Origin of the sequence: Roseobacter sp. HKCCA0882 (assembly GCF_037805225.1) — a bacterium.
Lineage (GTDB): Bacteria > Pseudomonadota > Alphaproteobacteria > Rhodobacterales > Rhodobacteraceae > M30B80.
In genome coordinates this window covers 1563252-1583296 of record NZ_JBBLYI010000001.1, presented here as the reverse complement: position 1 = coordinate 1583296, position 20045 = coordinate 1563252, and the positions used below count along the sequence as shown (strand labels likewise).

General features: G+C 56.0%; 16 protein-coding genes. 9 read left to right on the top strand and 7 right to left on the bottom strand.

Annotated features, from left to right (window positions below; all coding sequences use genetic code 11):
• Nucleotides 1-214: 214 nt before the first annotated feature.
• Nucleotides 215-544: an arsenate reductase family protein gene (locus AAC622_RS08020; protein WP_340261283.1), complete on the top strand. Its 330-nt coding sequence runs from the start codon at nt 215-217 to the stop codon at nt 542-544.
• 1 nt (nt 545) lies between these two features.
• On the opposite strand, the gene thrS is transcribed toward AAC622_RS08020, so the two are convergent.
• Nucleotides 546-2498, bottom strand: coding sequence for a threonine--tRNA ligase (gene thrS, locus AAC622_RS08015; RefSeq protein ID WP_340261281.1), 1953 nt, complete (start codon nt 2496-2498; stop codon nt 546-548).
• Between the two features lie 135 nt (nt 2499-2633).
• Between thrS and AAC622_RS08010 the strand changes: the two genes are divergently transcribed.
• Complete coding sequence (locus AAC622_RS08010) at nt 2634-3404, top strand: alpha/beta hydrolase (protein ID WP_340261280.1); 771 nt, start codon at nt 2634-2636, stop codon at nt 3402-3404.
• Here AAC622_RS08010 and phaZ read toward each other — a convergent pair.
• The gene (gene phaZ / locus AAC622_RS08005) at nt 3401-4657 is read right to left on the bottom strand and encodes a polyhydroxyalkanoate depolymerase (protein WP_340261278.1); all 1257 of its coding nucleotides are present in this window, start codon (nt 4655-4657) and stop codon (nt 3401-3403) included. The genes AAC622_RS08010 and phaZ overlap by 4 nt on opposite strands.
• Before the next feature lie 158 nt (nt 4658-4815).
• Here phaZ and phaC point away from each other — a divergent pair, with 158 nt between their 5' ends.
• From phaC to phaR, 3 genes are all read left to right on the top strand, one after another.
• The gene (phaC, locus tag AAC622_RS08000; RefSeq protein ID WP_340261277.1) at nt 4816-6588 is read left to right on the top strand and encodes a class I poly(R)-hydroxyalkanoic acid synthase; all 1773 of its coding nucleotides are present in this window, start codon (nt 4816-4818) and stop codon (nt 6586-6588) included.
• Nucleotides 6589-6719: 131 nt separating this feature from the next.
• Nucleotides 6720-7175 carry a Phasin gene (locus tag AAC622_RS07995; RefSeq protein WP_340261276.1) on the top strand — a complete coding sequence of 152 codons (456 nt, stop codon included), beginning with the start codon at nt 6720-6722 and terminating at the stop codon, nt 7173-7175.
• A gap of 170 nt (nt 7176-7345) precedes the next feature.
• The gene (phaR, locus tag AAC622_RS07990) at nt 7346-7906 is read left to right on the top strand and encodes a polyhydroxyalkanoate synthesis repressor PhaR (RefSeq protein ID WP_340261274.1); all 561 of its coding nucleotides are present in this window, start codon (nt 7346-7348) and stop codon (nt 7904-7906) included.
• A 21-nt stretch (nt 7907-7927) separates the two neighbouring features.
• On the opposite strand, the gene purD is transcribed toward phaR, so the two are convergent.
• On the bottom strand, nt 7928-9190 hold the full coding sequence (gene purD, locus AAC622_RS07985) for a phosphoribosylamine--glycine ligase (protein ID WP_340261273.1): 1263 nt from the start codon (nt 9188-9190) through the stop codon (nt 7928-7930).
• 86 nt (nt 9191-9276) lie between these two features.
• On the opposite strand from purD, the gene xseA reads away from it, so the two are divergent.
• Both xseA and AAC622_RS07975 read left to right on the top strand, forming a co-directional pair.
• Nucleotides 9277-10635, top strand: coding sequence for an exodeoxyribonuclease VII large subunit (gene xseA, locus AAC622_RS07980; protein ID WP_340261272.1), 1359 nt, complete (start codon nt 9277-9279; stop codon nt 10633-10635).
• Nucleotides 10636-10720: 85 nt separating this feature from the next.
• On the top strand, nt 10721-11884 hold the full coding sequence (locus AAC622_RS07975) for a M20 aminoacylase family protein (RefSeq protein WP_340261270.1): 1164 nt from the start codon (nt 10721-10723) through the stop codon (nt 11882-11884).
• Between the two features lie 10 nt (nt 11885-11894).
• Here the strand turns inward: AAC622_RS07975 and moaA are convergent, their stop codons facing one another.
• The 3 genes from moaA to kynU form a co-directional block, all read right to left on the bottom strand.
• Nucleotides 11895-12905: a GTP 3',8-cyclase MoaA gene (moaA, locus tag AAC622_RS07970; protein WP_340261269.1), complete on the bottom strand. Its 1011-nt coding sequence runs from the start codon at nt 12903-12905 to the stop codon at nt 11895-11897.
• A gap of 41 nt (nt 12906-12946) precedes the next feature.
• The gene (locus tag AAC622_RS07965) at nt 12947-14221 is read right to left on the bottom strand and encodes a DUF3422 family protein (protein ID WP_340261268.1); all 1275 of its coding nucleotides are present in this window, start codon (nt 14219-14221) and stop codon (nt 12947-12949) included.
• A gap of 126 nt (nt 14222-14347) precedes the next feature.
• Nucleotides 14348-15538: a kynureninase gene (gene kynU, locus AAC622_RS07960; RefSeq protein ID WP_340261267.1), complete on the bottom strand. Its 1191-nt coding sequence runs from the start codon at nt 15536-15538 to the stop codon at nt 14348-14350.
• Between the two features lie 235 nt (nt 15539-15773).
• Here kynU and AAC622_RS07955 point away from each other — a divergent pair, with 235 nt between their 5' ends.
• Together AAC622_RS07955 and AAC622_RS07950 are read left to right on the top strand one after the other, a co-directional pair.
• Complete coding sequence (locus AAC622_RS07955) at nt 15774-17348, top strand: Re/Si-specific NAD(P)(+) transhydrogenase subunit alpha (protein ID WP_340261266.1); 1575 nt, start codon at nt 15774-15776, stop codon at nt 17346-17348.
• 18 nt (nt 17349-17366) lie between these two features.
• Entirely contained in the window at nt 17367-18854 is a 1488-nt protein-coding gene (locus tag AAC622_RS07950) for an NAD(P)(+) transhydrogenase (Re/Si-specific) subunit beta (protein ID WP_340261265.1), read from the top strand.
• A gap of 54 nt (nt 18855-18908) precedes the next feature.
• On the opposite strand, the gene AAC622_RS07945 is transcribed toward AAC622_RS07950, so the two are convergent.
• Nucleotides 18909-20042, bottom strand: a complete 1134-nt coding sequence (locus AAC622_RS07945) for an acetoin utilization protein AcuC (protein ID WP_340261264.1) — start codon at nt 20040-20042, stop codon at nt 18909-18911.
• Nucleotides 20043-20045: the final 3 nt, after the last annotated feature.

The following is a 20045-nucleotide window of genomic DNA, read 5'->3' as shown; positions in this document are numbered from 1 at the left end:
CTGTCTCAAGTCTCAATCCCACAAGCGTGTCTGCGCGTGGGGTGCAGCCAGGGCCGATGACCATGCTTTTGCTGCCGTCTCAAAAGCAGTTCAACTGGTGACCTAGAGGCACGCCAAGAGAGTGCCTTGGTTTTACTAAAAATCAAGAAAAACTCTCTGGAACCGAGCGCCTGCGGCCCTATGCTGTGGTTTGTGGAATAAAAAAGAGGCACAGATGCAGATTATTGGGCTGAAAAATTGTGACACATGCCGCAAGGCGGTGAAGGAATTGACCGCTGCAGGTCATAGCGCCGCGTTGCGTGATCTGCGCGAAACCCCGTTGAACGATGCTGAGATTTCGCAGTTTTTGGCAGAATTTGGGGCGGATGCCCTCATCAATCGCAAATCCACCACATGGCGTGGTTTGGATGATGCCACGCGCGCCACTGATCCAAAGGCGCTGTTGGCGACCCATGCCGCCCTGATGAAACGCCCCGTCATCCTTGCGGATCACGGGGCGCTATATCTGGGATGGGGCGCGGATGTAAAAGCCGCGCTTTTATAAATTAGCTGCGCAGATCAGGCGCAATCGCCTCTGCCACTAAGGCATCGATCAAGGCATCTAAGGGCTGAACGGAAGTTTGACTTTCACCCAAACGGCGCAAGGTCACGCTTCGATCTTCCATCTCTTTGCGTCCAACAGCCAAAATCACAGGCACCTTTCCTGTGGAATGCTCGCGGATTTTATAATTGATCTTTTCGTTGCGCTTATCAGCCTCGGCGCGCACGCCCCGTTTTTTGAGCAACGCGACAATCTCATCCACAAAACCATCCGCTTCGGAGACGATAGAAGCAACCACAACTTGACGCGGGGCCAACCAGAAGGGCAGGCGGCCTGCGAAGTTCTCGATCAAGATGCCGATGAAACGCTCAAAGCTGCCCAAAATTGCGCGGTGCAGCATGACGGGACGGTGTTTCGCGCCATCCTCGCCGATATAGGTGGCGTCCAGACGTTCGGGCAGAACGAAATCCACCTGCAACGTGCCGCATTGCCAATCTCGCCCAATGGCATCGGTCAGCACGAATTCCAGTTTCGGGCCGTAAAAAGCCCCTTCGCCGGGATTCAGTTCATAGGCATATCCCGCCGCTTCGGTGGCGGATTTAAGTGCCGCTTCGGCCTTGTCCCAAACCTCATCGCTGCCCGCGCGGGTGTCGGGGCGGTCAGAGAATTTCACGCGGAATTTCTCAAACCCAAGATCCTTGTAAACCGCCGAAAGCAACTCGATGAATTGCTTTGTTTCATCTTCAATCTGCGTTTCGCGGCAGAAGATATGCGCGTCATCTTGGGTAAAGCCGCGCACCCGCATGATCCCATGCAATGCGCCCGATGGTTCGTATCGGTTACATGATCCAAATTCCGCCATCCGCAAGGGCAGGTCGCGATAGGATTTCATGCCCTGATTGAAAATCTGCACATGGCAGGGGCAGTTCATCGGCTTCAGGGCGTTGATGGCCTTTTCGCGGGCATGGTCTTCGTCCACTTCCACGATGAACATATTCTCTTGGTATTTTTCCCAATGGCCCGAGGCCTCCCAAAGACGGCGGTCAACTACTTGCGGGGTGTTAACTTCTACATAGCCGCCATCTTGCTGACGGCGGCGCATGTAATCTTGCAGCGCCGTGTATATGCGCCACCCATTGGGGTGCCAAAACACCTGACCTGGGGCCTCTTCCTGCATATGGAACAGGTTCATCTCTCGGCCCAAGCGGCGGTGGTCGCGCTTTTCGGCTTCTTCCAAGAAAGTCAGATGCGCCTTGAGGTCATCGCGGTTTTTGAACGCGACCCCATAGATGCGCTGCAACATCGGGCGGTTGCTGTCGCCGCGCCAATATGCGCCTGCGAGTTTCATCAATTTAAACGCATCAGCGGGCAATTGCCCTGTGTGCTGCAAATGCGGGCCACGGCAGAGGTCTTGCCAATCCCCGTGCCAATACATCCGCACGGGTTGATCTTCGGGGATCATCCCAACCAGTTCTACCTTATATGGTTCGCCTGCTGCTTCGTAATGCGCGATTGCGCGTGCGCGATCCCAGATTTCTGTGCGCACGGCATCGCGGGCGTTGATGATCTCTTTCATCTTCGCCTCAATCCGACCCAGATCATCTGGGGTGAAGGGCTCTTTGCGGTCAAAATCGTAATACCAGCCATTTTCGATGACGGGGCCGATTGTCACTTTTACATCTGGCCAGATTTCTTGAACGGCGCGCGCCATCACATGGGCAAAGTCGTGACGGATCAGCTCTAAGGCTTCGGCGTCATTATCCTTCATGGTGTTGATCGCGATGGTGGCATCGGCATCAATTGGCCAAGCCAAGTCGTAATGCGCGCCGTTCACTGTGGCGCTGATCGCCTTTTTGGCAAGCGAGCTTGCGATGCTTTCGGCCACCTCGGCGGCTGTCACGCCAGCCTCGTAGCTGCGGGAATTGCCATCGGGAAATGTTAGGGAAATCTGTGGCATCGCCATTGCTCCTCGTCAGTTTGGCGCCTACGAAACGCCCGGTTGCGGGTTAAGTGTTGCTTGGTCTTTTGGCGCGCCTTTGATGTGGTGTCAACTCTTGCGCGGGGGGACAGGTTTTTGGCATGGAGGGGACATATGCCCGCACATGAAAGCGAAACCATGCCCGACCATCTGATCACCGAGAAATCTCGCAGCATTGCCTATCATCTGACGGAAGGCACCCATCCGATGGTGGTGTTTTTGGGCGGCTTGCGCTCAGACATGGCGGGAACCAAGGCTGTATTCCTTGAGGAATACGCTAAATCCCGTGGGCGGGCTTTCCTGCGGTTTGATTATTCTGGCCATGGCGAAAGCAGCGGCGCGTTCACCGAGGGCTGTATTGGCGATTGGGCCGAAGACGCCGCCGAGGTTTTAGATCGCCTTGCCCCGAAGCGGGTGGTTTTGGTGGGGTCGTCCATGGGGGGATGGATTTCACTGTTGATAGCGCGCCGAAACCCCGAACGGATTGCGGGGCTGATTGGCATCGCGGCTGCCCCTGATTTTACTGAAGATGGGTTTTGGGCCAGTTTCACCGACGATCAACGCGCTGAAGTCATGGGGCAGGGGCAAACCGCGCTGCCCTCAGAATACGGGGAGCCGATGATCGTCACCAAGCGCATGATTGAGGATGGACGCAAGAATTTGGTTCTGCGCAGCGCTCTGGCGATTGACGCCCCTGTGCGCCTTTTACAAGGCACCGAGGATGAGGCGGTGGATCAAACGGTGGCTTTGCGCCTTCTTGCGCATTTGCAGTGCGATGATTTGCATTTGGAATTGGTCAAAGGCGAGGATCACCGCTTTTCCAGCCCGCATTGCCTTGATCTTTTGGCGCGCAGGCTGGATGAAATGCTGGAAAGCGCGGTTTAACTGACGGCTTTGATCTTCGCGGACTTATTGTTGGCGTCAATGAAATCCAGAACAAGCGGGCGGATATTGTTGCGCCAGCTTTTGCCTGCAAAAATCCCGTAATGGCCTGCATCAGGCTCGAGGTGGCTCGCCTTTTTGCTGTCTGGCAGGCCGGTGCATAGATCTAGGGCTGCAACACATTGGCCCGGGGCGGAAATGTCATCTTTGCCGCCCTCAACAGTTTTCACTGCAACCGATGTGATTTGACCGATATCAACAGGCTTACCCGAAACGGTGAAGGTGTTTTTCGCAATCTCGCGCTTCTTGAAGATACGATCCACGGTTGAGAGGTAGAATTCCGCAGGCATATCCATGACCGCAAGATATTCATCGTAAAAGCGGTTATGCTTGTCGTTGTCAGATGCCTCGCCCTTGGCCACACGAAGAATCTGCTCGGTGAAGGCGCGGCTGTGTTTTTCGGCATTCATCGCCATAAACGAGCTAAGCTGCTGCAATCCTGGATAGACCATGCGGCCGGCGCCTGCATATTTGAACCCCACCCGCTGCAACATGGACTGTTCCAACTGGCCCATGGTGACGCGATTGCCAAAATCGGTCACATCCGTTGGCGCGGCTTCTGGGTCAATTGGGCCCCCGATCAGGGTCAATGAGCGGGGCTGTGCCTTGGGGTCTTCCTCGGCCAGATAGGCGGTCGCTGCTAAGGTCAGAGGGGCGGGTTGGCAGACCGCGATGACATGGGTGTCTGGCCCCATGTGGCGCATGAACTCCACCAGATAGAGGGTGTAATCCTCGACATCGAACTTGCCTGCGCTGACAGGGATGTCGCGGGCATTGTGCCAATCGGTGACATAGACATCACAATCGGGCAGCAGACTGATGACGGTCGAGCGCAGAAGCGTGGCGTAATGGCCCGACATTGGGGCAACCAACAACACCTTGCGGGTCATAGCCGCGCGCTCTGCAACAGCGAAATGCACCAAATCGCCAAAAGGTTTTGGAAGAACAACATTCGGACTGACCGCGTGGTCACGGCCATCGCTGAGTGTGATGGAGCGAATGCCCCAATCAGGTTTTACCGCCATGCGCGCAAAACTGCGCTCCATCACCTCACCCCAAGCGGCGGTCATTTGGATGGCGGGATTGGCCACAAGCCCGAATTGCGGATAGGAGCACATCGCCCGCGCGGTTGATCCAAGCCATTGGTTGGTCACGCGCATGGTTTCCATGAAATCATAGGTGAGAAGCTGTCGCATCGGATGCATATCTCCAAAATTGAGCTTGGGCGCCGTCAATGCACCCTGCGGTAAATCAACCCTACCCCCTCACCTTGGTAAAGCCTCTCTATGCAAATGCAGCATTTATCGGATAAAATCAAGCAAAGTGACGATCCGCGCGCGAGGAGGCAAGAGTCATGGGTGACCATTTAGAAAAGTTAAACACCAATCTCAAACGCGTGGAAGAGTTAAGCCGACGTTTGGTCGAAGCCCTCGCAAATAAAGACCAAAACGACCCTGGCCTGAATGGGCCAGGCCCCGATCTCTATATGAAAGCCAGCATGGCATACTGGTCGGAATTGGTGAATAACCCCGCAAAATTAATGGAGCGGCAGGTCAAATTTTGGGCTGATTCCGTCACCCATTACGCGGAAGCTCAACAGAATCTTACGCAAGGCAAGCTAGAGCCGCCCGAGGATAACACCCCAGATGATCGCCGTTTTTCCAATCCGCTGTGGAAAACGCACCCCTATTTTAACTACGTCAAACAGCAATATATGATCTCGGCCAATGCCATAGAGGTCTCGTTGAAGGATCTTGAGGGGCTAGAGCATAAAGATCGGCAGAGAATCGAATTCTTTGCAAAACAGATGGTTGATCTTTTTGCACCAACAAATTTTCTGGCCACAAACCCAGATGCGTTGGAGCGTGCGGTCGAAACCGAGGGCGAAAGCCTTGTGAAGGGCTTAGAGAACCTTGTGCGCGATATTGAGGCCCATAAGGGTGAGATCTTGCCAACTTTGGCCGATGGTTCGGCCTTTGAATTGGGCACGAATATCGCAACCGCAAAAGGCGCCGTCATCTATCGCAACGAAATGATGGAGTTGCTGCAATTCGCGCCGACCACAGAGAAGGTCTATAAAAAACCTGTGATCATCTTCCCGCCGTGGATCAACAAATATTACGTAATGGATTTGCGCCCCGAAAATAGTTTGATCCGATGGATTGTGGATCAAGGCTATACCTTATTCGTAGTGTCTTGGAAGAACCCTGATAAGTCCTATTCAGATAAGGGCCTCGAAGATTACATCGAGAAAGGCTATCTCAAGGCTATTGACGTCGCCAAAGAGATCACGGGCAGTAAGGCGGTCAATACGGTGGGCTATTGCATTGCAGGCACCACCCTTAGCCTCACGCTCTCGCTGCTGAAAAAACGGCGCCAAAAGCCGATTTCATCGGCCACCTTCTTCACCACGATGACGGATTTTTCCGATCAGGGTGAATTTACGGTCTTTCTGCAAGATGACTTTGTCGATGCCATCGAACGGCAGGTTGCCGAAGATGGTGTGCTTGATAACAAATATATGGCCAAGACCTTTAGCTTTTTGCGCGCCAAGGATTTGATCTACGGCCCTGCGGTGCGCAGCTATATGATGGGGGAGGCGCCGCCTGCCTTTGACCTGCTTTACTGGAATGGTGACGGGACGCATTTGCCTGGCAAGATGACCGTGCAATATTTGCGAGGTCTTTGCCAAAGCAATGATTTTGCTGAGCGCACGTTTGAATTGATGGGAAAGAAGCTCAAGGTCAGTGATGTCGACCTGCCGCTTTGCGCCATTGCCTGCGAGGCGGATCACATTGCGGCGTGGAAGGACAGTTATCGCGGTGTGCAAAAAATGGGGTCACAAGATAAAACCTTTATTCTATCCCAATCGGGCCATATCGCGGGGATCATCAATCCGCCCAACAAAAAGAAATACGGTCACTATACACAAGATGACCTTAGCCTTTCCGTGAAAGACTGGCGCGAGCAGGCTGAATTCCACGAAGGGTCATGGTGGCCTCGGTGGGAAGCATGGTTGCGCACCCATTCGGGAAAGCGCGTTGCCGCGCGCAGCTTGGGTGAGTCGGGCTATAAAATATTGGCGCAAGCCCCCGGAACCTATGTCAAGGAAACGCCAGAACTCTGATAATCCATAAAATTTTTGGCTTTTGCTGCGGTGCAGAAAAGTGCTTGACTTGCTGCGATGCAGCATGGCATATACTGCACATGCAGCAAACGCAGTCCGCGAAACACGCGATATTTTTTGGAGTAGAGACCATGGCAAAAACAGCCGCAAACGAATTCACAAAAGTTCTTCAGGACATGATGAAGGCTTACCCAATGGACATGTCGGCAATGACCGACGCGTTCAAAAACTCTGCCGCGATGGGCGAGAAGTTCTCGAAAGTTGCTCTTGAAGCCGCTGAGAAATCCTCTGAAATCCAAGCAGGTTGGACAAAAGAAACCATCGCGAAACTCGGCGATTTTGCAAAAGTTAAAGAAGAGCCTGCTGATTACAGCAAAGCCCTGACCGATTTCGCTTCTGCACAAGCAGAAATCGCAGCTGAAAACATGGCTGCTTTCGCTGAAGTCGCGAAAAAAGTTCAGATGGACACTGTTGAGTTGATGATGGCTGCAGGCAAATCTGCAACTGAAGAAGCTTCTGCAGCTGTTAAAAAAGCAACTGCTGAAGTCACTGCAGCAGCCAAGAAAGCAGCAACTGCAGCTGCATAAGCTACAGATTTCTGTGCCGCGTTGGTATCCTCCCTTCCAACGCGCTCCCAAGAAGGGCAGGCCTCACCGCCTGCCCTTTTTGCATCTGCAAAACAATTATTGTTTTTTTTCTGCGACTGCTTAGGCTGATCCCTAGGGTGAACGCGTGACAGTAAGTCAGGGAGGATGAAATGGCACAGGCACAAGAGCCTTTATTGATCAAACGCTATGCCAGCCGCAGGCTCTATAATACTGAGACCTCCGATTATGTGACGCTTGATGATATTGCGGGGTTCATCCGCGCGGGGCGCGAGGTGAAGATTGTTGACCTGAAATCAGGGGATGATCTGACCCGCCAATTTCTGTTGCAGATTATCGCAGAACATGAATCACGCGGCGAAAGTGTTTTGCCAATCGCCGTGCTGAATGATCTGGTGCGCAGTTACACAAGCCAAGCACAAAGCGTGGTTCCCGATTTTCTTGCGATGTCCTTTGATATGCTCAAACAGGGCCAATCCGCGATGATGGAAAACATGAGCGCGATTAACCCGATGGCCTCCATGCCCGGGTTTGAGGCCATGCGCGCCCAGCAAGAAGCCTTGATGAAGGCGATGACTGGTGGTTTGGGCAAAGGGTGGTCAGGCCCGAGCGCAGAGGAGGAAGACGCGCCCACCCCTGCGAGCGAAGAGGACGAACTGAGCCAGATCAAACGCCAGCTTGCGGAACTGCAAAACAAGCTCTCCAAGCTGTGATGGCATCGGAGGCGCGCTGTGCTACAGCGCCCTCCATCCGATGTCTGAGCGGCAAAACCCGTCAGGCCAATCAATTTTATTGACCATGTCATAGGCGCGGTGGCGGGCCTCGGCCAAGGTTTCACCTCGGGCGGTGACGTTTAAAACGCGCCCTCCTGCGGCTGTGATTGCGCCATTCACTTCCTTGGTGCCTGCGTGAAATACCATGTGGTTGCTGTCTTGCGCCAACGCCTCAAGCCCGTTGATCACGCTGCCTTTTTCATATGATCCGGGATAGCCATTTGCCGCCATCACAACGCTGAGCGCGTGATCCTCGGCCCAGTTGACCGACATTTGGTCAAGCCTCTGTTCCGCGCAAGCCACCATCAGATCTAAGGCCTGCGCGCCGAGGCGCATCATCAACACCTGACATTCAGGATCGCCAAAGCGCACGTTATATTCGACCAAGCGTGCTTGGCCGTCTTTGATCATCAACCCTGCATAAAGTACGCCGCGATAGGGCGTGCTGCGCTTGGCCATTTCGTCAATCGTGGGCTGCACAATCTCGCGCAAGGCGCGCGCGGCGATCTCATCGCTTAGGACGGGGGCAGGGCTATAGGCACCCATGCCACCCGTATTCGGCCCCGCATCATTGTCAAAGGCGCGTTTATGATCTTGGGCTGTGCCAATAGGCAGGATGGATGCGCCATCAGAGAGAATGAAGAAACTGGCTTCTTCACCCTCCATGAACTCTTCGATTACCACCTCGGCACCTGCATCGCCGAACTCGCCGCCGAACATATCGTCAATCGCGTCCAACGCCTCGGTCAGGGCCATCGCCACGATCACACCTTTTCCCGCCGCCAAACCATCGGCCTTGACCACAATGGGCGCGCCTTGTGCTGTGACGTAGTCCCGCGCGGATGCTGCATCGGTGAACCGCGCGTAGGCGGCAGTCGGTGCCTTGGCCGCGTCACAGATTTCCTTGGTAAAGGCCTTAGAGGCCTCAAGCCGCGCCGCCTCTCGGCTTGGGCCAAAAGCCAAGATGCCCGATTGTGACAGGGCATCGACCACGCCCTCGGCCAAGGGGGCTTCGGGCCCAACAATCACAAAATCAATTGCGTTTTCGGCAGCAAAATCCACAACCGCCTGCGGGTTAAGAATATCGATATCGGCACAAGCGGCGATTTGGGCGATCCCCGCATTGCCGGGGGCAACGATCAACGTATCACATTTGGGGCTTTGCAAAACCGCCCAAGCCAAAGCGTGTTCACGGCCACCACTGCCCAAAATCAAGATATTCATCGCATCCGCTCCACTTGGCCTTTTCGTTGCCGCGTTCTAAGCTGCGAGGGAAATCAACGCAAGCCAACCCAAGGGATGAAGGGCAGATGTCGGATTTGATCGAAGAAGCCGAGGGCGGAAACGCACCAGAGTTCTCTGTCACCGAGCTTTCTGGTGCGGTGAAGCGAATGATTGAGGGGGAGTTCTCGCATATCCGCGTGCGCGGCGAATTGGGCCGTATTTCGCGCCCTGCTTCTGGTCATATCTATTTGACCTTGAAAGATGATCGCTCAAATTTGGATGCCGTGATCTGGAAGGGCACAGCCGCGCGCCTATCCCACAGACCCGAAGAGGGGATGGAGGTTGTCGCTTCGGGGCGCATGACGACCTTTGCAGGCCAATCGAAATATCAATTGGTGATCGAGGATATGCGCCCTGCGGGGGCGGGTGCCTTGATGGCGATGTTGGAACAGCGCCGTATCAAATTGGCTGCTGAGGGTTTATTTGATGCTGCGCGCAAGCAGGAGCTGCCCTTTTTGCCTGAGGTGATCGGTGTGGTTACCTCGCCCTCTGGGGCGGTGATCCGCGATATTTTGCACCGCCTGCGGGATCGTTTCCCACGGCAGGTCTTGATCTGGCCTGTCGCGGTTCAAGGAGAGAAATGCGCGCAAGAAGTGACGGCAGGCATTCGCGGGTTTAACGCCCTTACCGCAGGGGGGCACATCCCCCGCCCTGATTTGATCATCGTGGCGCGGGGCGGAGGCAGCCTTGAAGACCTGTGGGGTTTCAACGAGGAAATCGTGGTGCGCGCCGCCGCCGAAAGCAGGATCCCCCTGATCTCCGCTGTGGGGCATGAAACCGATACCACCTTGATTGATTTTGCGGCTGATTATCGCGCGCCCACGCCGACCGCTGCGGCCGAGCGTGCGGTGCCTGTGCGGATGGATATCCTCACTTGGGTTCAAGATTGCGGCGCGCGCCTCTCGCGGGGGGCACAGGCAGTTGTCACGCAGCGGCGTGTGCGGCTGGCGGATCTCTCGCGCGCCTTGCCGCGCCCTGCCTCGCTGCTTGAGACTGCGCAGCAGCGCCTTGATCGCGTGGCAGACAGGCTTGAGCCTGCATTGGTGCAATCCGTGCAAACCCGCAGCCATCATGTGCAAACTGTGGGCGCGCGACTGGTGCCTGCCTTGGATCGTGCTTTGGCGCAAAAACGCCTGCCTTATGAGCGCGCTTGCGCCAATTTGCGCCCCTCGGTTCTGAGCCGCGCGATTGCAGATGCACAGCAAAAACTGAATGCCCTTGAACGGATGCGGCAGAGCCTCGGCTACACGGCAACGCTCAAGCGCGGCTATGCGGTGTTGCGCAATGAGACGGGGTTGATCACCACAACTGCAGCTCTGCGCACGGCGTCCGAGGTTGAGGTTGAACTGGCTGATGGTAAGGCGCAGATTAAGCCGCTCCCGTAAAGGTGTGGCGGGAATCCGCTTGCTGCCTTATCTAGGCGGGCTATAGTTTTCGTGAGACAGCCTATGCACAAGAAAGGGGCCTCTTATGCCGATCAAAAACCGTTTTGCCGAATTGCTGCCCGAAGTCACCGCGTGGCGGCGCGATCTGCACGAGAACCCCGAAATCCTGTTTGAAACCCATCGCACCTCGGCTGTGGTGGCCGAGCGGTTGCGCGAATTTGGCTGTGACGAGGTGGTTACGGGCTTAGGGCGCACAGGGGTTGTGGGCATCATCAAAGGCAAATCCACTGCATCGGGTCGCTGCATCGGGTTGCGCGCAGATATGGATGCTCTGCCGATCCATGAAGAAACGGGGCTTGATTATGCCTCGAAAACACCCGGTGCAATGCATGCCTGCGGCCATGATGGGCATACGGCCATGTTGCTCGGTGCCGCGAAATATCTGGCCGAGACGCGCAATTTTGATGGCACGGTTGCCATCATCTTCCAACCCGCCGAAGAGGGCGGCGGCGGCGGCCGCGAAATGGTTGATGACGGGATGATGGAGCGTTTCGGCATCCAAGAGGTCTACGGGATGCATAATTGGCCGGGGATGCCCACGGGCGCATTCGCGATCCGACCTGGTCCATTTTTCGCCGCGACCGATCAATTCGATATTTACCTGACGGGCAAAGGGGGCCATGCCGCCAAACCGCAAGACACGATTGACCCTGTGGTGATGGGCAGCCATCTGGTGCTTGCCCTGCAAACCATCGCCAGCCGCAATGCCGACCCTGTGAAACAGGTGGTGGTTTCGGTGACGGCGATGCACAGCGCGGGCGAGGCCTATAACGTGATCCCGGAGAAAATCCATCTGCGCGGCACTGTGCGCACGCTTGACCCTGATCTGCGAGAATTGGCCGAAGCGCGGATTACCGCGATTGCCAAAGCCACCGCCGAGGGTTTTGGCGGGCAGGCCGAGGTGCAGTATCACCATGGCTATCCTGTGATGATCAATTCGGAGGCGCAAACCGAATTCGCCGCCGAAGTCGCCCGCGCCGTTTCAGGCGATTGTGTCGAAGCGCCCCTGATCATGGGCGGCGAAGATTTCGCCTTCATGCTCAATTCCCGCCCTGGGGCCTATATTCTGGTCGGCAATGGTGACAGCGCAGGCGTGCATCACCCAAAATACAATTTCAACGATGAAGCCATCCCCGCAGGCTGCAGCTGGTGGGCCGAGATCGTAGAGCGGCGGATGGCGGCGGGCTGAAGGGGTAAACCTACCCCCCCGTATGGCTCATATGCCGTGACATCTGACCCGCCACTTTTTGGCGGGAATAGTCGAAATCATGGCCTTTGGGTTTGCGGGCGATGGCTGTGCGGATGGCGGCCTCTAGGGTGGCGTTATCATCACTGGTGCGCAAGGGGGCGCGTAGGTCGGCCATGTCCTCTTGCCCCAAGCACATATAAAGCTGCCCCGTGCAGGTCAGGCGCACGCGATTGCAGCTTTCGCAGAAATTATGTGTGAGCGGCGTGATGAACCCAATTTTCTGCCCTGTCTCCTCAAGGCGGACATAGCGGGCAGGGCCGCCTGTGCGTTCGGCCAGATCGGTCAGAGTAAAGCGCGTGGCCAGACGCCCGCGCAAATCCGACAGGGGCCAATATTGGTCTAGGCGGTCTTCATTGCCCAGATCGCCCATTGGCATCACCTCGATAAAGGTCAGATCCATATCGTGCTGCGCGCACCAGGATTGGATGTCGAACAGTTCATCCTCATTGAACCCTTTAAGGGCCACCACATTGATTTTGACGCGCAGACCCGCGGCGCGCGCGGCCTCGATTCCCGCGAGGACTTGGGGCAGGCGGCCCCATCGGGTGATGGCGGCGAATTTGTCATCCTTCAGCGTATCAAGCGAGACATTGATCCGCCGCATCCCCAAATCATAAAGCGGCTGCGCAAAGCGGCTAAGTTGGCTGCCATTGGTGGTGAGGGTCAATTCCTCGAGCGCGCCTGTTTCCAGATGCCGTCCCATCGCCTCGAAAAAGGTCATGATGCCACGGCGCACCAAGGGTTCCCCGCCTGTGATCCGCAGTTTCTTGATCCCAAGATTGACGAAACTGGAACAAAGCCGATCCAGCTCTTCCAAGCTCAACAATTCGGCCTTGGGCAGGAATGTCATATTCTCCGCCATACAGTAGACGCAGCGAAAATCGCAGCGATCCGTGACGGAGACGCGCAGATAGGAAATCGCGCGGGCAAATGGGTCGATTAAAGGCGTGGTGGTGTTCATGCGCACAAGCCTAAATCAGCGCATAAACCCTGCGCAAGCCCTCATTCGATATGGCGGCGCAGGCGGTTGATCACAAACCAGACAAGCCCGATCAAAGGGATCACCGCAGCGGCTGTGAGTGTGGTTTTGGAAATTCCCAAAGGTTCGGACAAAGGGGCCAAAAGATAGGCCACCAGATTGATGGCGTAATAGCTGATGGCCACGACCGAAAGACCCTCAACCGTTTTTTGCAGCCGCAACTGCAGATCCGCGCGTTTGTTCATGCTTTCCAGCAGCAATTGGTTCTGCGCAGACCGCCCCACATCGACCCGTGTGCGCAACAAATCGCCCGCGCGAATGGCGCGATCTGTGATCTGTTGCAGGCGGTTTTCATTCGCCTTGACGGTTCGCATGGCGGGGTCAAAGCGGCGCATCATAAATTCCGCAAAGGTTTGCCGCCCCGCGAACCGCTCTTCGCGCAGCACGTTTATGCGTTGATTGACGAGCGCATTATAGGCGGTCGTGGCCCCAAAGCGAAACGCGCTTTCAGATTGCAATTTCTCCAATTCCGCGGCGATGGAGAGAAGTTGATCAAGCGTGTCTTCGGGCTGTGCCAAGTCACCATTCATATCAGCGACAAGTTGCGACAGGGTTTCGTCCAACTCGCCCATCCTTGCGCCAATATCGCGCGCGCGGGGAAGGCCGAGCATGGACATGGTTTTATAGGTTTCGATTTCGCAAATACGCTGCACCACGCGGCCGATACGCCGTTGGCCTGTCTCGCTATCCACAAAAACGGCAAAGCGCATATGCCCGCCGCTATCAATGCGAAAATCGCCTGCAATCACAGCACTTCCATCGAGAACCGAACTGACGGCAAGGCTTTCTGGAACGAACCACTCGTCAATCTCTTGTGCGATCTGGGCATCGCTTGGGGCATTGGCCACGCGAATATGCAGGGATGTGATCCGCGCACCGGGTGCGGATTTTAGCCATTCCTCGGGAAAGACCTGCCACAACTCAGGATCAAAGGCGCGTGTTTCTGGCCCGTCCACAAAGACGGTATAGGTTACAAATTCCGTGTGCATTTCCCATTTGATACGGAACTTGCCCATATCACCGAAATAATGGGTGGCATCAGGCTGCGGATGCGCGGCGCCGAACCGATCAAGCAGCGCGATAAGATGCGCGCGATCAAGAGCGCGGTCGCGCTTGGCAGCATTTTGCGGCTGTTTGATCGCGAGGAACAAAGCCTGCGAAGGCGCGTTCAGCGAAGGAAAGGGCCGCGCGTGCAACTCATTGGCAAGCGCATAGCGCAGCGGATGATCTTGTAGCATATGCCGTCACGCCTTTCAGGCGGGGAAAGATGCTTCAAACTGACGAAAATTTTTGGATATGTAAACCAAAAATTTATTTGTATTTTAAAGGTTTATCTGCACTCAGCGGTATGCAATCAGGTGGCCTTAGGTCACTGCGTTGCGTGTCTTCCATTCGGGGCGATCCCAAAGCTGGCCTTTGATGATTTCCGAAATTGCGCCAATGGCTGCGTCAATTTCAGCCGTGCCGATGTAAAGCGGCGCAATCCCAAATCTCAGAATGTCGGGGGCGCGGAAGTCTCCGATGATGCCGCGCGCGATCAGGGCTTGGCATAGGGCATAAGCCTGTTCGAAATGAAATGATACCTGACTGCCGCGTTGCTCGGGGTCGCGGGGGCTTGCAAGGCGCAGATTGGGGCAATTGGCCTCAATGCCTGCAATCAAACGCTCGGACAGCGCGACCGAGGCCGCACGTAGATCATTCAGATCAACCCCCTGCCACACATCAAGGGCGGCATCTAGGATTTGCATCTGCACCACCGCAGGGGTGCCAATCCGCATCCGATCCACCCCTGTAGCGGGCGTATAGTCTAGGGGAAACGCAAAGGGTGTCGCGTGCCCAAGCCACCCGTTGAGAACGGTATGCGCTTGGTCACGATATTGCGGGGCGATATAGATAAAGGCGGGCGCCCCTGGCCCGCCATTAAGGTATTTATAGCTGCATCCGACCGCAAAATCCGCGCCTGTTTGCGCCAGATGCACGGGGAACGCCCCCGCCGAATGGGCCAAGTCCCAGATTGTGATAATCCCTAATTCATGCGCCCGAGCCGTCAGGCGCGCCATGTCATGCCTGCGGCCTGTGCGATAATCAACTTGGGTCAGCATCAGCACGGCGATCTCGTCACTGAGTGCTTCCTCCACGGCTTCGGGTGCAACCAAGCGCAGTTCGTCACCTTGGCCCATGGTTTGGATCAACCCTTCGGCCATATAGAGATCGGACGGAAAATTGCCCTGATCGCTGAGGATCACCTTGCGATCGGTCATCGCCAAAGCGGCCCCAAGCGCCTGATAAAGTTTCAAGGATAATGTATCGCCCAATTGAACTGTTTCAGGCTCAGCCCCAATCAGCGGAGCGATGCGATCCCCCAATTTGCGCGGCAGATCAATCCAGCCTGCGCGGTTCCATGCGGTGATCAACATCTCACCCCATTGGTCGGTCAAGGTCTGGCTGGCTGCTGCTTGTGCCGCCAAGGGAAGGGGTCCGAGGGAATTGCCATCAAGATAGATCACCCCATCGGGAATATGGAACGCCGCACGGGTTTTGGTGAAATCTGTCATCTTGGCCACTCCTCTTTTCGAATTGCTGCCGCATCTGCCCGTTGAGGTCAATTGATCTGGCGCGGCTGCGTTCTGCCTCTGGACATTGCCGCAACTTGAGCCAATCCTTGTTTTGAATAGATATTGCGCGGTATGCGGTTGTATACGAAATATTATGTCGCGGAATGGGCCGTTGTATCCATCTGCGGCAGTTGTTATGGGGGCGGGAGCCACCAAAAACTGGAGGGAATGTAGCGTGAAAATTGGCGCTTTAAAAGAAATCGAACAGGGCGAAGCGCGGGTTGCGATGACACCCGACAGCGCGGCGCAATTGCAGAAGCTTGGCCATGAATGCGTGATCGAAACAGGTGCGGGTGCAGCAGCTGGCTTTTCAGACGCAGTCTACAAAGCGGTAGGCGTCAGCGTTGTGAAAACAGCGGCGGCCTTGTGCAAAGCCTCGGATGTTGTGATCAAAGTGCGCCCGCCCCAAGAGGCTGAGGTCAAGCGCTTGCGCGAAGGGCATACCCTGATTTCATTTTTCTGGCCCGGCCAGAATGAGGCGTTGATGGAATTGGCCCGCAGCAAAGGTGCCAATGTGATCGCAATGGATATGGTGCCCCGCATCAGCCGTGCGCAGAAAATGGATGCGCTCTCCTCAATGGCTAATATCGCAGGCTATCGCGCGGTGATTGAGGCGGGCAATAACTTTGGCCGCTTCTTCACAGGTCAGGTGACTGCCGCAGGCAAGGTTCCCCCTGCAAAGGTTTTGGTGGTTGGTGCAGGCGTTGCGGGACTAGCTGCCATCGGCACGGCCACATCTTTGGGCGCAATCACCTATGCGTTTGACGTGCGTCCCGAAGTTGCAGAACAGATTGAATCCATGGGCGCAGAATTCGTGTTCCTTGAATTCTCAGATGACGAATTGCCCGATGGGGCAGCGACTGGTGGGTATGCCCCTCCCCAAAGTCCTGAGTTCCAAGCCAAGCAATTGGCCAAATTCCGCGAGATCGCGCCAGATATGGATATCGTGATCACCACGGCCTTGATCCCAGGCCGCCCTGCGCCATTGCTGTGGACCAAAGACATGGTCGAAAGCATGAAGCCTGGCTCGGTGATCATCGATCTGGCGGCAGAAAGGGGCGGCAATTGTGAATTGACCAAGGCAGATGAGCGGATTGTCAGCGACAATGGCGTGTTGATTATCGGCTACACCGATTTCCCTAGCCGTATGGCGGCGCAATCCTCAACCCTCTATGCCACGAATATCCGCCATATGTTGGCCGATCTTACCCCAGCAAAGGATGGTCAGGTCGTGCACAACATGGAGGATGACGTGATCCGCGGGGCAACTGCGGTGTTTGGCGGTGAGGTCACTTACCCACCGCCCCCACCCAAAGTGGCGGCTATTGCCGCGCAGAAGCGTGAAAAGCCCAAAGAACTGACGCCCGAAGAAAAGCGGGAGCAAGAGATCGCCGCCTTCAAGGCGCAGACGAAGAACCAAGTTACCCTTCTGGCGATTGGTGCCGCGTTGGTCTTGGGCGTGGGCTTGATTGCGCCTGCAAGCTTCATGCAGCACTTCATCGTCTTTGTGCTGTCAGTGTTCATCGGGTTCCAAGTTATTTGGAACGTGGCGCACAGCCTCCACACGCCTTTGATGGCGGTGACCAATGCGATTTCCTCGATTGTGATCTTGGGCGCGCTGATGCAAATCGGCTCTAGCTCTGCGCTGATCACGATCTTGGCGGCCCTTGGTATCTTTATGGCTGCAGTTAATATTTTCGGCGGATTCCTCGTGACACGGCGGATGCTCGCCATGTTCCAAAAATCGTAAGCAGCAGGGGTATCAGATATGGATTTCGGTTTCACCATTGCGGCTTATGTAGTCGCGGGCGTCCTCTTCATCCTCTCGCTGGGCGGTTTGTCGGGACAAGAAAGTGCCAAGCGTGCGGTTTGGTATGGGATCGCAGGCATGGCCATTGCGATCTCGGCAACCTTAATCGGCCCAGGTTCGGGGCTGTGGCTGATGTCATTGGTCTTGATCGTGGCAGGCGCAGGGGTTGGGTATCAACTCGCCACCAAGGTGCAAATGACGCAAATGCCTGAACTTGTGGCAATCATGCACTCCTTGGTGGGTCTTGCTGCCGTTTTCGTTGGCTTTAACGCGCATCTTGAATTGGTCAGCGTGGGCGAGGTTCTGCGCGAGGCAGGTATGGCCTTCCCGCAACCCAAAGGCCCGATTGCAGCGCCAGTTTATGAAATGCTTGGCACCCTGTCCAATTTCGCGGCGCTGTTGGGCAAGAAAACCGCCGTTGAAGTTGGCATTTTGCGCGTTGAGTTGGTGTTGGGGATTTGGATCGGTGCTGTGACATTTACGGGTTCCGTCATCGCCTATGGCAAACTTGCAGGGCGCGTGAACAGTGCGGCGAAGCAATTGCCTGGTGGGCATATCTTGAACGCTGTCGCCGCTGCCGCATCCTTGGCGTTGGCCGCGATGTATTTGAGCGGCGCAGGCGGCTGGACATTGATTGCCTTGACAGTTCTGGCGCTCTTTATCGGCTATCACCTGATCATGGGGATCGGCGGCGCGGATATGCCCGTGGTTGTGTCCATGCTGAACAGCTATTCAGGCTGGGCGGCCGCCGCGATTGGCTTTAGCCTTGGCAATGATCTGTTGATTGTTGTGGGGGCTTTGGTGGGCTCTTCGGGCGCCATCCTCAGCTACATCATGTGTAAAGCCATGAACCGCAGTTTCATCAGCGTGATTTTGGGTGGCTTTGGCGGTGCCAAAGGCGAGCAGCAGGCCATTGAGGGCGAGCAAATCGCAATCGACAGCGATGGTGTGGCCAATGCGCTGAACGAGGCTGACAGCATCATCATCATCCCAGGCTATGGCATGGCGGTGGCACAGGCACAGCAAGGTGTGGCAGAGCTTACACGCAAACTGCGCGCGGCGGGCAAAACTGTGCGTTTCGCCATTCACCCCGTTGCAGGCCGCTTGCCCGGTCACATGAACGTTCTGCTTGCAGAGGCCAAAGTGCCCTATGACATCGTTCTGGAAATGGATGAGATCAACGAGGATTTCCCATCCACCGATGTGGCCATTGTGATCGGTTCAAACGACATTGTGAACCCAGCCGCGCAAGAAGACCCCAACTCGCCAATCGCAGGGATGCCTGTGTTGGAATGCTGGAAAGCCAAGCAGGTTTTCGTCTCCAAACGGGGGCAGGGTACGGGCTATTCGGGCATTGAGAACCCGCTTTTCTACAAAGAGAACACGCGGATGTTCTATGGCGATGCGAAGGCTTCAATCGACAGCTTGTTGCCGAAAATCGCCTAAGCCCTTGTGGTGCGAGAATGACAATCAGGCGGCCCCTATTCGGGGCCGCCTTTTTTACGGCAAAACGCCCTGCGCCGCAGGGCGCGCAGAGAGCAGGGCAATGCGATCTCGGATTGTGTCGCGAATTGGTGTCTCGTCTTGTCGGTCATGCAACTGCGTGAACCATGTCGCAGGTGGTGATTTCCCTTTCGAATGCCCCCCCCAAGATAGGCCCCGCAAGACCGCTTCGCCTTCTTGCGTCAGGCGGTCAGGAATATCTTGCCCGCTGAGTGTGGCCCAAATCCCGCTCCATACGCGGGCGACTGTCCATGGGTTATAGCCCCCACCCCCTGTCACCAATAGGCGGGGACAGCGCAAAGATTGAACGGCAGCGACCATGTCCCAATAGCTTTGCGCAGAGAGACAGAGCCTTGAGAGCGGATCATCGGTCACCGCATCTGCACCGCATTGAAACACGATCGCCTCAGGGGAAAACGCCGCTAGGGCGGGTAAGATCAGCATATCGCGAATGAGTGCCATTTCCGCATCATGAAACCCGCGCGGGACGGGCAGGTTTAGACAATTTCCCCCGCCATCATCGTCCAGCGCCCCTGTAAATGGCCAACGCCGCTCTTCATGCACAGAGATCATCAAGACATCGGGCGCGCCCTTGAACCCATGCTCCACCCCGTCTGGATGGTGGGCGTCAATATCGACATAGGCGATGCGCGTCAGCCCCTGCTGTCGCAACGCCGTGATCGCAAGCGCAGGGTCATTGAGATAGCAAAACCCGTTCGCGCGGTCAGGCAGACCGTGATGCGTGCCACCGCCCGGATGAAAAACAACACCGCCCGCGCGCAGCAATTCAACCGCCAAAAGTGCGCCACCTGCACCCGTGGCGGGGCGGCGATACATTTCGGGAAAGACGGGGTTTGCCACAGTCCCAAGGCCATGGCGCGCGCGGGTTGCGTCATCCACATCTTGGGTTTCTTCGGCGCGCATGAGCGCCTCGATATAGAGGGGGTCATGCCATGCAGTTAAGGCTTTTGGCTTGGCGCGCGGGCTTTGACGATATTGCGCTGCGCTCAGCCACCCCATGGCGCGGCATAAATCCATCACAGTTGAGACACGCGGAATGCGCAAGGGGTGCCACGAACCATAGGTTGATCCGCGATATATCTCGGAGCCAAGAAAAACGGGCGTGGTCACAAG